The following is a 13,006-nucleotide window of genomic DNA, read 5'->3' as shown; positions in this document are numbered from 1 at the left end:
CAAAGATCAATCACCGTCTCGAGACATCCCCCGGTTCGGTGGCTGTAATCCTTTCTATTCGATATTATATGCCGATTGTGAAATCTTCGCATTTCAGCTACAGCAAGGCGAGATTTCTCCATTCAAATGCAGCGGATCAAAGCAATCCGCGGAAACCAGAGTTTACAATGAGTCGTCGACGCCGCATCTATGAGGGCAAGGGCAAGGTCCTCTACGAAGGACCTGAACCCGGCACGCTCATCCAGTTCTTCAAGGATGACGCAACCGCCTTCAACGCAAAGAAACATGATGTCATCGAAGGCAAGGGCGTCCTGAACAACAGGATATCCGAGTTTATTTTCGAGCATCTGAACCGCATCGGCATTCCCACCCATTTCATCCGCCGCGTCAATATGCGCGAGCAGTTGATCAAGGAAGTGGAAATCATTCCGCTCGAGATTGTCGTGCGCAATGTCGCGGCCGGCTCTCTCGCGAAGCGACTGGGCATTGACGAGGGCACAATGCTGCCCCGTTCGATCATCGAATTCTACTACAAGTCGGACGAGCTCGATGATCCGATGGTTTCGGAAGAGCATATCACCGCGTTCGGATGGGCCAACCCGCAGGAAATCGACGACATCATGGCGCTCGCCATCCGCGTCAACGACTTTCTCACCGGCCTGTTCATGGGCGTCGGCATCCAGCTCGTCGATTTCAAGATCGAGTGCGGCAGGCTTTACGAAGGCGACATGATGCGAATCGTCGTCGCCGACGAAATTTCGCCGGACAATTGCCGGCTCTGGGACATCGAGACCCAGGACAAGCTGGACAAGGATCGCTACCGACGCGACATGGGCGGTCTGGTCGACGCCTACCAGGAAGTGGCCAGACGGCTCGGCATCGTCAACGGCAATGAACCGCCGCGCAGCGGACCGGTTCTGGTCAAATAACCGGACAACAAACGGGAAACAGGATCGTGATTCAGGCGCGTGTAACCGTCACCCTCAAGAATGGCGTTCTCGACCCTCAGGGCAAGGCCATCGAGGGCGCTCTGGGGACGCTAGGTTTCGACGGCGTCGGCCAGGTCCGCCAGGGCAAGGTCTTCGACATCGAGATGGACGGCGCGGACAAGGAATCCGCCCGCAAGAAACTGTCCGACATGTGCGAAAAGCTGCTCGCCAATACGGTGATCGAAGACTACGCGGTCGACATTCTGTAGCCGCGAAGCCCTGGGCGACGGCTCAAAGCCGGGTTCTGATTTCCCACAGTTCCGGAAAGAAGCTCTTCTCCAGCGCGGTTTTCAGAAAACCGACGCCGGACGAGCCGCCCGTCCCGGTTTTGTGGCCTATGATGCGTTCGACGGTTTTCATGTGCCGGAACCGCCATTGCTGGAAATGATCCTCAACGTCGACCAGTTCCTCAGCCAACTCGTAGAGCTCGAAATGCTTCTGCGGCGCCCGGTAGATCGCCAGCCAGATTTCGCTCAGCGCTTCGCTTGAGGGGCGGCTGCGCGAGAAATCGCGGTCCAGCAAGTCGCGCGGAACATTGAAACCGGCCCTGGCGACCACAGCGATCGCCTCGTCGTAAATGCTCGGCGCATGGAACGCCGTCTCAAGCCTCTCATAGATCTCCGGCCGATGCTTGTGGGGCCCGAGCATGCGCCTGTCGCGGGCGCCAAGCAGAATTTCGACGAGCCGATACTGATAGGATTGGAAACCTGACGACTGACCGAGCTGGTTGCGGAACGTCAGATAGTCGGACGGCGTCATGGTCGACAGAACGTCCCAGGCCGAGATCAACTGCTCCTGCACCCGCGATATGCGGGCGAGCGCCTTGAAGGCGATCCCGGTTTCGTCGCTGCGCAGCTTCCCGATCGCCAGTTCCAGCTCGTGCACGATGAGATTGAGCCAGAGCTCCTGGACCTGGTGGATGACAATGAAAAGTGTTTCGTCGTGGCTTTTGGTAAGCGGCTCCTGCGCCGCGAGCAGCGTGTCCAGCTTCAGATAGTCGCCGTAGGACATGCGATCCCTGAAATCGAGGGATATGCCTTTCTCGACCCGTGTTTCTTCTTCGCTCATCACACGCTCCCGCCAAACGGAATATTTTAGACCTAAAGCAATCTATGCATCAGTTCCGCGGGGAAAGAAAGCAGCGAACTATCGCAATTGACCGCCACATACGGTAAGGAACGGTCATCCGACACCCTCGTTTGCACAGATTCGATTCATGAAGTCCGCAGTTCTCCTCCTCCCCGGCCTCAACCGCGACCGGGACATGATTGCCGCGCTGACGAAAATCTCGGGCGCGCCGCCCGTAACTGTCTGGCAGACCGAGACCGAAATTCCGGATGTGGACCTGATCGTCGTCCCCGGCGGTTTCTCCTACGGAGACTACTTGCGCTGCGGGGCGATCGCCGCTCGCATGCCCGTGATGGACGCGGTTCGCGAAAAAGCCGCCGCCGGCGTGCGCGTTCTGGGCGTCTGCAACGGCTTCCAGATTTTGCTGGAGGCAGGCCTGCTGCCTGGCGCGCTGATGCGCAACGCGTCGCTGAAATTCGTCTGCAAGGAAGTCTCGCTTGAGGTCACAAACGCGCAGACCTGCTTCACCAGCCAGTATGAGGCGGGCCAGGTGATACGCTGTCCGGTCGCGCACCATGACGGCAATTACTATGCCGATGCCGACACGCTGGCGCGGCTTGAAGATTCCAACCGCGTGATCTTCCGCTATGCGGACGGAAGCAACCCGAACGGATCGATGAACGATATCGCCGGAATCATCAATGAAAGCGGCAATGTCCTGGGTATGATGCCGCATCCGGAAGATCTGATCGAGACGGCTCATGGCGGCGAGGACGGCGCCGGCCTGTTTCGGGCGGCGCTCGACATCGCAGCGTGAACAAGCAAGGCGAATCCGGATGATGAAAAACGTACCGACGCTGGCCCTGACGCTTTCAGCCCTCGCCGGGTTGGCGGGTTGCCAGTCCACGGGTCCGGGCAACAGCGCCTTCAAGACTAACAAGAAAGCCCTGCCCGCCATGGAACAGGTGGCGTTGGCGGCGCGTGAATGCTGGTTTCGTTCGAATGACGCCGACTTCAGGCCCTATCGCATGGCGCCGGAACTGAATTCCTTCAGCGGGCGCCCGCGCATTCTGGTCGTGCCGAAACGGGATCCGAACGGCAAGCCGCTGGCGGTTATCGAGGCGCATGGCGATCCGGCGACCGTCGACGCCTACGGACCGTTGATGGACCAATCCATCGGCGCACGCATCAACTCGGACTTGAAGCGCTGGACAGGCAATTCCTCGTCCTGCGCCTGAAGACAAACAATGACACACCCCTGGTCGACATGAACATTCCCAACGATATCGCGATTACCCCGGAGATGGTGGAAGCCCACGGGCTCAAGGAAGATGAATATCAAAGGATCATCGATCTGATCGGCCGGGAGCCGAGCTTTACAGAACTTGGCATTTTCTCGGCCATGTGGAACGAGCATTGCTCCTACAAGTCCTCCAAGAAATGGCTGCGAACGCTGCCGACAGCGGGCCCGCAGGTGATCCAGGGGCCGGGCGAAAACGCCGGCGTTGTCGATATTGGCGACGGCGATTGCGTGGTCTTCAAGATGGAGAGCCACAACCACCCGTCCTATATTGAACCCTATCAGGGGGCGGCGACCGGCGTCGGCGGCATTCTGCGCGACGTCTTCACCATGGGCGCCAGACCAATCGCCGCCATGAACGCGCTGCGCTTCGGCGAGCCTGACCACCCCAAGACCCGCCACCTCGTTTCCGGCGTGGTAGCCGGCGTTGGCGGTTATGGAAACGCCTTCGGCGTGCCGACCGTCGGCGGCGAGGTGCAATTCGACGCGCGCTATAACGGCAATTGCCTGGTCAATGCTTTTGCCGCCGGCCTCGCGAAATCCGATGCGATTTTCTATTCGAAGGCGGAAGGCGTCGGTCTGCCGGTCGTCTATTTGGGCGCCAAGACCGGACGCGACGGCGTCGGCGGCGCGACCATGGCGTCAGCCGAATTCGACGAAACCATCGAGGAAAAGCGCCCGACCGTTCAGGTCGGCGACCCGTTCACCGAAAAATGCCTGCTCGAAGCCTGTCTGGAACTGATGGCGTCCGGCGCCGTCATCGCCATTCAGGACATGGGAGCTGCGGGCCTCACCTGCTCCGCCGTGGAAATGGGCGCCAAGGGTGGCCTCGGCATCGAACTCGATCTCGACAAGGTGCCGGTGCGCGAAGACCGAATGAGCGCCTATGAAATGATGCTTTCCGAAAGCCAGGAACGCATGCTGATGGTGCTTCGCCCCGAATTGGAAGCGGACGCCGAGGCGATCTTCCGAAAATGGGGGCTGGATTTCGCGATCGTCGGCAAAACCACGGACGACCTGCGCTTCAGGGTCTTCCACCAGAAGGATGAAGTCGCCAATCTGCCGATTCGCGAACTCGGCGACGAGGCGCCGGAATATGACAGGCCGTGGCGCGAGACGGGGCTCTATTCTCCCCTGCCCGCAGACCAGATCGCCGAGCCGGAAGACTATGGCGAGGCGTTGCTGACGGTTCTGGGATCGTCCAACAACGCGTCAAAGCGCTGGGTGTACGAGCAATACGACACCCTGATCCAGGCCAACACACTGCAGATTCCCGGCGGAGACGCAGGCATTGTGCGCGTGGACGGCCATCCCACCAAGGCGCTCGCCTTTTCCTCCGACGTCACGCCGCGTTATTGCGAGGCGGATCCGTTCGAAGGCGGCAAACAGGCCGTCGCCGAATGCTGGCGCAATCTGACCGCGACCGGCGCGCTTCCGTTGGCGGCGACCGACAATCTGAATTTCGGCAATCCTGAACGCCCGGAGATCATGGGGCAATTCGTCAAGGCAATCGAGGGCATTGGCGAAGCCTGCAGCGCGCTCGGCTTCCCGATCGTTTCAGGCAATGTGTCGCTCTACAACGAAACCAATGGCGAGGCGATCCTGCCGACACCGACGATCGCCGGCGTCGGTCTGATCGCCGACTGGGCGAACATGGCGCGCGTCGGCGGCGCAAAGAATGGCGACGTCGTGGTTATGTTTGGCGGCGATGGCGCGCATCTCGGCCAGTCGGCCTATATGCGTGACTGTCTCGATCAAACTGACGGCCCGCCGCCGTCGGTAGATCTCGCGATCGAGCGGCGCAATGGCGATTTTATTCGGTCCGCGATCGGCAATGGCCAGTTTTCCTCCTGTCACGACATTTCCGACGGCGGCCTGGCGATTTGCCTCGCCGAGATGGCGATTGCCTCCGACCAGGGAATGGAAATCGACATTTCCGAGTATAACGGCCCGCTGCACGCCCAGCTCTTTGGTGAGGACCAGGCGCGCTACGTAGCGACGATTCCCAGGGATCTCGCCAACTTCGTGTGCCTGAACGCAGAAGGCGCCGGCATTCCCTTCCGCAGGATCGGGACCGTGACCGGCCAGCGCCTGAAAGTGGGTGATTTGCTGAGCATCCCCGTATCCCAATTGCGCACGGTGCATGAATCGTGGTTTCCTTCCTATATGGAAGGCTGATGGTTCGAATGAGCGGATCGAACCACTAAAGCAAGACGCCGGATGCAGCCTGACCGGCCGCAATCCGCAGGACAGGAGACCGAAGATGCCGATGAACGCCGGAGACATTGAAACAATGATCAAGACGGCCATTCCCGACGCGAAGGTGACCATCAGGGATCTGGCGGGTGACGGCGATCACTATGCGGCCGAAGTGGTTTCGGAAAGCTTCCGCGGCAAATCCAGGGTGCAGCAGCACCAGATGGTCTACAACGCGCTGCAGGGAAATATGGGCGGCGTACTGCACGCGCTTGCGCTGCAGACAAGCGCGCCGGACTGAACCCGGAAGGCCTTGCGAAAGAAATTTTCCACATGAATGGTGTGTGAACTGGCCGTTCGAACAACGTTCAGTTGCATAAGTCTATCTCTGTTCCTGCATCCAACGGGGATGTAATTCAACGGAGAGAACTTATGAAAACGATTGTTAGCACCCTCGCATCGCTCGCTGTCCTGGCCACCATGTCCACGACCGTCATCACGCCGGCAAGCGCCGACACCATTCGCGAAGTTCGCTGTTCTGACGGCACGGTCGTCAAGGCCAGCGGCACCGAATCGAACAAACAGGCATGCCTGCAGGCGAAGTTCGCAGCGCCGACTCGCAAAGGCGCCCAGTCCGCCAAACCCATGAAGGTTTTCAAGGCTCCGGGCCACTCCCCGGTTGCAAAACCTTTCGACAACACCGCCTACGCCTGGACCGCAGGATGCTATGCGGAGTTCGGACCTAACGCCAAGTATCCGGACGCCGGCCTTCTCGAAAAGTGCCTGAACTTCTGATCCAGACCACTTTTGTTTTCAGGACAAGCCGCGGCCCAAGTCGCGGCTTTTCCGATTCCGCCAGCGACATCCACCACAAGGGGCTGGAAATCTGACAGTTACGGAGTTATTTACGGGACAATACCGAAACCTCCGGGCCTTTTACCCGGCAGCGAAAAGGAATGTTCCATGACCGCAATCAACGAATTCATCGACAACGAAGTCAAGAACAGCGACGTCGTGCTGTTCATGAAGGGCACCCCGACCTTCCCGCAATGCGGTTTTTCCGGCCAGGTAGTTCAAATTCTTGACTATCTCGGCGTCGACTACAAGGGCGTCAATGTTCTCGAAAGTGACGATCTCCGCCAGGGAATCAAGGAATACTCCAACTGGCCGACTATCCCGCAGCTTTATGTGAAGGGCGAATTCGTCGGCGGTTGCGACATCATCCGCGAAATGTTCCAGGCCAGCGAACTGCAGAGCCACTTCACCGAGAACGGAATCACGGTCAAGGGCGCAGCCTGATGGCCTGGAATGTCTACCTCTCCGGCGAAATCCACACGGACTGGAGAGAACGGATCGAAGAAAAGGCAGGCCAGGCCGACCTGCCTGTGACGTTCAGCGCGCCTGTCACCCATCACGAAGCGTCCGACGATTGCGGCGTTCAGATTCTGGGCGCAGAGCAAAACAAGTTCTGGCATGACCACAAGGGCGCGCAGGTCAACGCCATCCGCACCCGCACGCTGATCGGCAAGGCCGATGTGGTGGTGGTGCGATTCGGCGAAAAATACAAGCAGTGGAACGCCGCCTTCGACGCCGGATACGCGGCGGCGCTTGGCAAACCCCTGATCATCATCCATGGCCCTGACCACCAGCATGCGCTGAAGGAAGTCGACGCAGCCGCCCTGGCTGTAGCTGAGACACCGGAACAGACGGTCGAAATCCTTGATTATGTGATCAACGGACGCCTTGCCGGCTACAACGCCTGATTTGCGGGACCGGAACCTCCGACCCCGCAAGATTCATCCTGCCAGTTCCGGAGGTCGCGCTACGGAACCAGACAAAGTCAATTGAATAAGACCGGAGGGCTTTGCATCCAGGCTCCTGGCCATCACTCGGAAGGAGTTTCGATGTCCTCTGGATCAGGGGTTCAGCCAAATTCGGCTCCGCGGGGAACCGGCGCTGTGACAAAGGCCGGCACTGGCTTTGTCGAGTTCATCATCCTTGTCGCCCTGCTCAATTCCGTCGTGGCGCTGGCCATCGACATCATGCTGCCGGCCCTGCCCCAGATAGGCGAAGGTCTGGGCGTCGGCGATCACAATGACCGGCAAATGGTCGTTGTGGTCTTCGGTCTCGGATTCGGCCTCTCGCAGATTGTTTTCGGACCATTTTCTGACCGCTTCGGCCGCCGCACGGTTCTGATCCCGGCAATGGCGTTCTACACCGTGTTTTCCCTCGCCGCGATCTGGACAGAAAGTTACGCGGCCCTGCTGGCAATGCGCGCAGCCCAGGGCGCATGCGCTGCGGCCGTCCGGGTGGTGACGACCGCAATCGTGCGCGATTGTTTCACCGGGCGGGAAATGTCGCGCGTCATGTCCTATTCCTATTCGATTTTTATGGTGGTTCCAATCGTCGCGCCCGGCATCGGCCAGGCGATCCTGGTCGTCGCCCCCTGGCAATGGATATTCGCCTTTCTTGGCCTGTTTGGCGCAATACTCGGGCTATGGACATATCTTCGTCTCAAGGAAACCCTGCCAGCGGACGAACGCAGGCCGATATCCTATGCAGCCGTGAGCCAGGCCTTCGGGGAGATCGCCTCCAACCGTATCAGTGTCGGTTACACCGTGGCGGCCATGCTGTGTTTCGGCGGACTTTACGCCTATATCGTCAGCTCCCAGCAGGTCTTCGACGTCGTATTCGACAAGGCGGCGTGGTTCGCCGCCGCCTTCGGCGCCACCGCCTGCCTCATGGCGATTTTCAGCCTGCTTAACGGCCAACTGGTGCGCCGGCTCGGCATGAGAATGATCTCTCACTGGGCGTTGATCGCCTATGCCGTCGCTGCAACCTTGCTGGTGGCGATCAGCTTGCAGGACAACCCACCCTTCTGGCCGTCGTTTCTGCTCATGGCCATGATCATGGGGGCTTTCGGCGTGGTTTCCGCCAATTTCAATGCGATCGCCATGGAGCCAATGGGGCGCATCGCTGGCTCGGCGTCATCGCTGATCGGCGTTGTCACCTTTACGGGCGGCGCCGCGCTGGGCGCAGTTGTTGGCCGCTTTTTTGACGGAACGCTGGTTCCGCTCGCGCTTGGTTTCGCGATCTTCGGCTATCTCTCGATCCTGGTTGTTGCCTGGACCGACCGAGGACGGCTCTTCAGGCGATCAGCTGACGACTGATTTTCAGTCGCCGATAATTTCGGAGCGGATCAACAGCCATGTATCAAGGTCGGGCGCAGTGATCAGTCCGCCGTCGGTCATGCCTGGAAGATAGAGCGAGCCGTCGAGCCGGGCGGAATAGCCGCCCGCCTCCTGGTGGATAAGCACACCGGCGAGATGATCCCACGGCAAGAGCTGTTGTCCGCCGATGAAATGCGCCTTGCCGGTGGCGACAACCCGATACTCCCAGGCCGAGCATCTCAGGTGAAAGGTCATGGCGACCTTCGCCATGTTGCCGGCGACCCGCGAGCGGCGCGGTTCATCCATATAGCTCCACGAAATGTTTCCGATCATTTCCGAGAGCGGGACGGGTTCGGCCACTCTTGCAGGACGGGAAACCATATGCTCGTCGACGAGCCTGCTGCCTGCGCCCCTGAGGCCTATCAGGCTTTCTCCGGAGACCGGATAGTGGATGACGCCGGCGACGCATTCGCCCTTGACCACAACAGCCAGCATGACGCCGAACAGCGGCATGTCGGACGCGAAATTGAAAGTGCCGTCAATCGGATCGATGACGAAGGCCAGATCAGCGCCGTGCAGCGCGCCGATGATTGAAGGATCTTTTGCCGCAGCTTCCTCGCCGACAACGATCGCCTCGGGATAGGCTTCGCGCAACGCCGCTTCGATCACGTGTTCCGCGGCGACGTCAGCCTCGGTGACAAGATCGAGGGCCGACTTCTTTTCCTGGACCTGATTGTCCTCCAACCTGCGGAATCGCGGCGCGATCTGTTCCTCCGCCGCCCGCCGCAATATCCCGTCGAGCGCGTCGATGTCGTTGTCCGAAAATGTCATATTTACTCCGGTGTCGGGTCTGTCTTGAGAGAAAGGCCTGCAAAGTCGAACAGTTTCGTATCAAGAAGATGTGACGGCCGTGTATTGGCGAGCGCCCGGATCATCGCGTCCTTGCGTCCCGGCATGCGGCGCTCGATATCGGCGATCATCGCCTTCATGGCGTTGCGCTGCAGCCCGTCCTGTGACCCGCAGAGATCGCAGGGAATGATAGGAAAACGCAGGGCTTCGGCGAATTTCGCCAGATCGTCCTCGGCGCAGAGCGCCAGCGGACGCAGGACGAGAAGGTCGCCTTCGTCGTTGACGAGTTTCGGCGGCATGGCCTCCAGCCGCCCACCGTGGAACAGGTTCATGAAGAACGTTTCGAGGATGTCTTCGCGGTGGTGGCCGAGCACCAGCGCCTCGCATCCTTCCTCGCGAGCGATGCGATAGAGATGTCCGCGTCTGAGGCGCGAGCAGAGCGAGCAGTAGGTGCTCGTCTCGGGCAGCTTGTCAGTGACGATGGAATAGGTGTCGCGATATTCGATCCGGTGCGCGACGCCGTTCGCCTCGAGAAACTCCGGCAAAACATGCTTCGGGAAATTCGGCTGACCCTGATCGAGATTACAGGCCAGTAGATCGACGGGAAGCAACCCGCGCCATTGCAGATCGAGCAACAGCGCCAGCATACCATAGGAATCCTTGCCGCCCGACAGCGCGACCAGCCAGCGCGGACGCCGCTGTGCGTCCGTGTCCACCATTGCATAGCTGTCGATGGCTTCCCGCGTCTGCCGCAACAGGCGCTTTCTCAGCTTCTTGAAGCTGACCGACCCCGGCGCGTCCCTGAACATCGGATGATACGACATTGCAGAGCCGGGCATATCCACGACAGGCTCTGTCCAAGCCTCGACTGCGGTTTCGGCGGTGGTCATGAGACGTTCCGGTTCGGTTTGAATCGCGCTGGATCGCGAAGGCAAGGATTAAAACAAAAAAGCCGCCGGAGCAAACCGGCGGCTTCGAATGTCGACTGTCGAAAACCGATCAGCGTGAATAGAACTCGACCACGAGGTTCGGTTCCATATGCACCGGATACGGCACATCGGCCAGACCCGGCACACGCACGAAAGTGGCGACCATCTTGTTGTGGTCTGCTTCGACGTATTCCGGCACGTCGCGTTCGGCGAGCTGCACCGATTCCAGAACCAGCACCATCTGCTTGGACTTTTCGCGAACTTCGATCACGTCGCCCGGCTTGCAGCGGTAGGACGGGATGTTGGTGCGAACGCCATTGACCGTGACGTGACCGTGGTTGACAAACTGGCGAGCGGCGAAGACCGTCGGCACGAATTTTGCGCGGTAGACGACAGCGTCCAGACGCGATTCCAGGAGACCTATCAGGTTTTCCGGCGTATCGCCCTTCCGGCGGTTGGCTTCGTCGTAGATCTTGCGGAACTGCTTTTCACGGATATCGCCGTAGTAGCCCTTCAGCTTCTGCTTGGCGCGAAGCTGTACGCCGAAGTCGGAAAGCTTGCCCTTGCGGCGCTGTCCGTGCTGGCCGGGGCCATATTCACGACGGTTGACCGGAGACTTCGGACGTCCCCAGATGTTTTCGCCCATACGGCGATCGAGTTTGTATTTGGATGGTTCGCGCTTGCTCACCGCATTCCCTTTCATACAGTTGCACCGGCTTGTCTCCAAACCGGTTGAAGGAAACGCGCCCTCCTCTGCCGGCTGTTTTTGCCGACTGACAGAATATCCGCAGCACTCATGCGAAAACGGATATTCACGGGACACGTAATGAAAAAACGGGCCGCGAGGCCCGAATTCCGGGGTTGATTAGGAGAAACCCGGAGCAAAGTCAACGAAAATCATGTCGAGACCGAAAGTCCGAACCCGCCCATCAGCCGGCGGATCGCAAAGTCTGGCGCTCCCGACGTGAAAACGGCAATATCCGGCTCATCAGAGACGGCGCGGACATCGGGCAGCAGCGACAGCGCACGCCGGGCGATCGCTTCGGCCGGATCCAGCCAGTCCACGGGCCAGGGCGCGAGACGTCGAAACACATTGGCGAGAAAAGGGTAATGGGTGCAGGCAAGCACGACGATATCGGTGCGCTCGCCGTCCTGTTCGACAAAACAGGGCTCGATCTCCGCCAGGACAGCAGCCGGATCATTGTGCACGCCGCGAATATGCCTTTCAGCAAGAGACGCCAGATTTTCCGAGCCGACCAGCCGCACATGGCATTGTGCGGCAAAGGACTGGATAAGATCGCGCGTGTAGGCGCGTTTAACCGTGCCGGGGGTCGCAAGCACCGAGACCAGGCCGGAGCGCGTGCGCTCGGCCGCCGGTTTGATCGCCGGCACGGTGCCGACAAAAGGCATGTCGGCGAAGGCCTTGCGCAAACTACCAAGCACCAGCGTCGACGCGGTGTTGCAGGCGATCACGCAGAGCTGCGGCTGGTGCTCCTCAATGAGTCGGCCGAACAAATTGACGATATGGCGATCGAGAGCGCCCTCTTCCCACCCGCCGTAGGGAAAGGCGGCGTCATCGACGACATACACGAACCGGCGATCGGGCATCAGAACCCGCGCCTCGCGCAGGACCGTCAGCCCGCCGATGCCTGAATCGAAAACGAGGATCGGTCCGTCACTCACCGGAATGTACCGCCTCGTCGCTTGGGTCCATGTCCGGCGCTCCACTGCCTTTCGGCTTTTTGCGGCTGAACCGGTCGAGCGACCGTATCACGCCTCTCAAGAGATTGATTTCCGGCAGGAAGAAACCCTGTCGACTGAGTACGGCGCGCAGGTTCTCCACCATTTTCGGTTTTTTCGAGGCGGGCCTGAAATAACCACGCGCCTCCAGCGCCTCCTCCAGATGATCGAACAGGCCCTGCATGTCGGCCTTGGTGGCCGGCTCCATTTCCGCTTGCCTGAAATCGGCCGGCAGGTCGCTCTCCATACCCGATTTCATCCATTCATAGGCCATGAGGAGCACGGCCTGCGCGATGTTCAGCGATGCGAAGGCGGGATTGACCGGAAAGGTGACGATCTCGTCGGCAAGCGTGATCTCGTGGTTCTTCAATCCCCAGCGTTCGCGGCCGAAAAGAATTCCGGCGCGCCCGTCGCCTTCCTCCACGCGGCGCAGCTTTCCGGTCGCCTCGACCGGCCCGCAGACGGGCTTGAAGCCGTCGCGTTCCCGCGCGGTGGTGGCGACGACGAAATTCAGATCGGCGATCGCTTCCGCCAGAGTATCGAAAACCTGTGTCGCATCGATCACGTGGTCGGCCTTGCTGGCGGCCGAGCGTGCCTTGTCGTTCGGCCAGCCGTCGCGCGGATTGACCAGCCGCAGGTCCGACAGTCCGAAATTCGCCATGGCGCGCGCCACCATGCCGATATTCTCGCCGAGTTGCGGCTCGACGAGAATGATCGCCGGGCCGCCTGTCATGAGTTTCTTCTGCCGGTCTGTTCCCGCCATAC

Annotated in this window: 16 protein-coding genes; 10 read left to right on the top strand and 6 right to left on the bottom strand. The window is 59.9% G+C overall.

The window, feature by feature from the left end; translation table 11 throughout:
- Window positions 1–167 precede the first annotated feature (167 nt).
- The gene (purC, locus tag K1W69_RS04715) at window positions 168–929 is read left to right on the top strand and encodes a phosphoribosylaminoimidazolesuccinocarboxamide synthase (RefSeq protein WP_220227167.1); all 762 of its coding nucleotides are present in this window, start codon (window positions 168–170) and stop codon (window positions 927–929) included.
- Window positions 930–955: 26 nt separating this feature from the next.
- Window positions 956–1,198 (top strand): phosphoribosylformylglycinamidine synthase subunit PurS, encoded by a 243-nt coding sequence (purS, locus tag K1W69_RS04710; RefSeq protein WP_220227166.1) that lies wholly within the window; start codon window positions 956–958, stop codon window positions 1,196–1,198.
- A 22-nt stretch (window positions 1,199–1,220) separates the two neighbouring features.
- Here the strand turns inward: purS and kynA are convergent, their stop codons facing one another.
- Window positions 1,221–2,057, bottom strand: a complete 837-nt coding sequence (gene kynA / locus K1W69_RS04705; protein ID WP_220227165.1) for a tryptophan 2,3-dioxygenase — start codon at window positions 2,055–2,057, stop codon at window positions 1,221–1,223.
- A gap of 148 nt (window positions 2,058–2,205) precedes the next feature.
- On the opposite strand from kynA, the gene purQ reads away from it, so the two are divergent.
- From purQ to K1W69_RS04665, 8 genes are all read left to right on the top strand, one after another.
- Window positions 2,206–2,874 (top strand): phosphoribosylformylglycinamidine synthase subunit PurQ, encoded by a 669-nt coding sequence (gene purQ, locus K1W69_RS04700; RefSeq protein ID WP_220227163.1) that lies wholly within the window; start codon window positions 2,206–2,208, stop codon window positions 2,872–2,874.
- A 22-nt stretch (window positions 2,875–2,896) separates the two neighbouring features.
- Window positions 2,897–3,295, top strand: coding sequence for a hypothetical protein (locus K1W69_RS04695; RefSeq protein ID WP_220227835.1), 399 nt, complete (start codon window positions 2,897–2,899; stop codon window positions 3,293–3,295).
- Between the two features lie 29 nt (window positions 3,296–3,324).
- Complete coding sequence (purL, locus tag K1W69_RS04690; RefSeq protein WP_220227161.1) at window positions 3,325–5,535, top strand: phosphoribosylformylglycinamidine synthase subunit PurL; 2,211 nt, start codon at window positions 3,325–3,327, stop codon at window positions 5,533–5,535.
- Window positions 5,536–5,620: 85 nt separating this feature from the next.
- Window positions 5,621–5,854, top strand: coding sequence for a BolA/IbaG family iron-sulfur metabolism protein (locus tag K1W69_RS04685; protein ID WP_220227159.1), 234 nt, complete (start codon window positions 5,621–5,623; stop codon window positions 5,852–5,854).
- A 131-nt stretch (window positions 5,855–5,985) separates the two neighbouring features.
- On the top strand, window positions 5,986–6,348 hold the full coding sequence (locus tag K1W69_RS04680) for a hypothetical protein (RefSeq protein WP_220227158.1): 363 nt from the start codon (window positions 5,986–5,988) through the stop codon (window positions 6,346–6,348).
- Between the two features lie 168 nt (window positions 6,349–6,516).
- Window positions 6,517–6,852, top strand: coding sequence for a Grx4 family monothiol glutaredoxin (grxD, locus tag K1W69_RS04675; RefSeq protein ID WP_220227157.1), 336 nt, complete (start codon window positions 6,517–6,519; stop codon window positions 6,850–6,852).
- Window positions 6,852–7,316 carry a YtoQ family protein gene (locus K1W69_RS04670; RefSeq protein ID WP_220227156.1) on the top strand — a complete coding sequence of 155 codons (465 nt, stop codon included), beginning with the start codon at window positions 6,852–6,854 and terminating at the stop codon, window positions 7,314–7,316. Before grxD ends, K1W69_RS04670 begins: the two co-directional genes overlap by 1 nt.
- Window positions 7,317–7,457: 141 nt before the next feature.
- The gene (locus tag K1W69_RS04665) at window positions 7,458–8,723 is read left to right on the top strand and encodes a multidrug effflux MFS transporter (RefSeq protein ID WP_220227155.1); all 1,266 of its coding nucleotides are present in this window, start codon (window positions 7,458–7,460) and stop codon (window positions 8,721–8,723) included.
- Window positions 8,724–8,726: 3 nt separating this feature from the next.
- On the opposite strand, the gene K1W69_RS04660 is transcribed toward K1W69_RS04665, so the two are convergent.
- From K1W69_RS04660 to K1W69_RS04640, 5 genes are all read right to left on the bottom strand, one after another.
- On the bottom strand, window positions 8,727–9,554 hold the full coding sequence (locus K1W69_RS04660; protein WP_220227154.1) for an inositol monophosphatase family protein: 828 nt from the start codon (window positions 9,552–9,554) through the stop codon (window positions 8,727–8,729).
- A gap of 2 nt (window positions 9,555–9,556) precedes the next feature.
- A complete protein-coding gene (ttcA, locus tag K1W69_RS04655) occupies window positions 9,557–10,411 on the bottom strand; it encodes a tRNA 2-thiocytidine(32) synthetase TtcA (RefSeq protein WP_258570898.1) in 855 nt (284 codons plus the stop codon).
- 160 nt (window positions 10,412–10,571) lie between these two features.
- Entirely contained in the window at window positions 10,572–11,189 is a 618-nt protein-coding gene (gene rpsD, locus K1W69_RS04650; protein WP_220227152.1) for a 30S ribosomal protein S4, read from the bottom strand.
- A 209-nt stretch (window positions 11,190–11,398) separates the two neighbouring features.
- Window positions 11,399–12,184: a glutamate racemase gene (gene murI, locus K1W69_RS04645; protein WP_220227151.1), complete on the bottom strand. Its 786-nt coding sequence runs from the start codon at window positions 12,182–12,184 to the stop codon at window positions 11,399–11,401.
- On the bottom strand, window positions 12,177–13,004 hold the full coding sequence (locus tag K1W69_RS04640; protein ID WP_220227150.1) for an RNA methyltransferase: 828 nt from the start codon (window positions 13,002–13,004) through the stop codon (window positions 12,177–12,179). Before K1W69_RS04640 ends, murI begins: the two co-directional genes overlap by 8 nt.
- Between the last annotated feature and the right edge of the window lie 2 nt (window positions 13,005–13,006).

Source organism: Flavimaribacter sediminis (genome assembly GCF_019492055.1).
In the GTDB taxonomy this organism is placed as follows: domain Bacteria; phylum Pseudomonadota; class Alphaproteobacteria; order Rhizobiales; family Rhizobiaceae; genus Flavimaribacter; species Flavimaribacter sediminis.
Note: the sequence above shows the minus strand (reverse complement) of the source record. Positions and strands in the feature narration are given on the sequence as shown.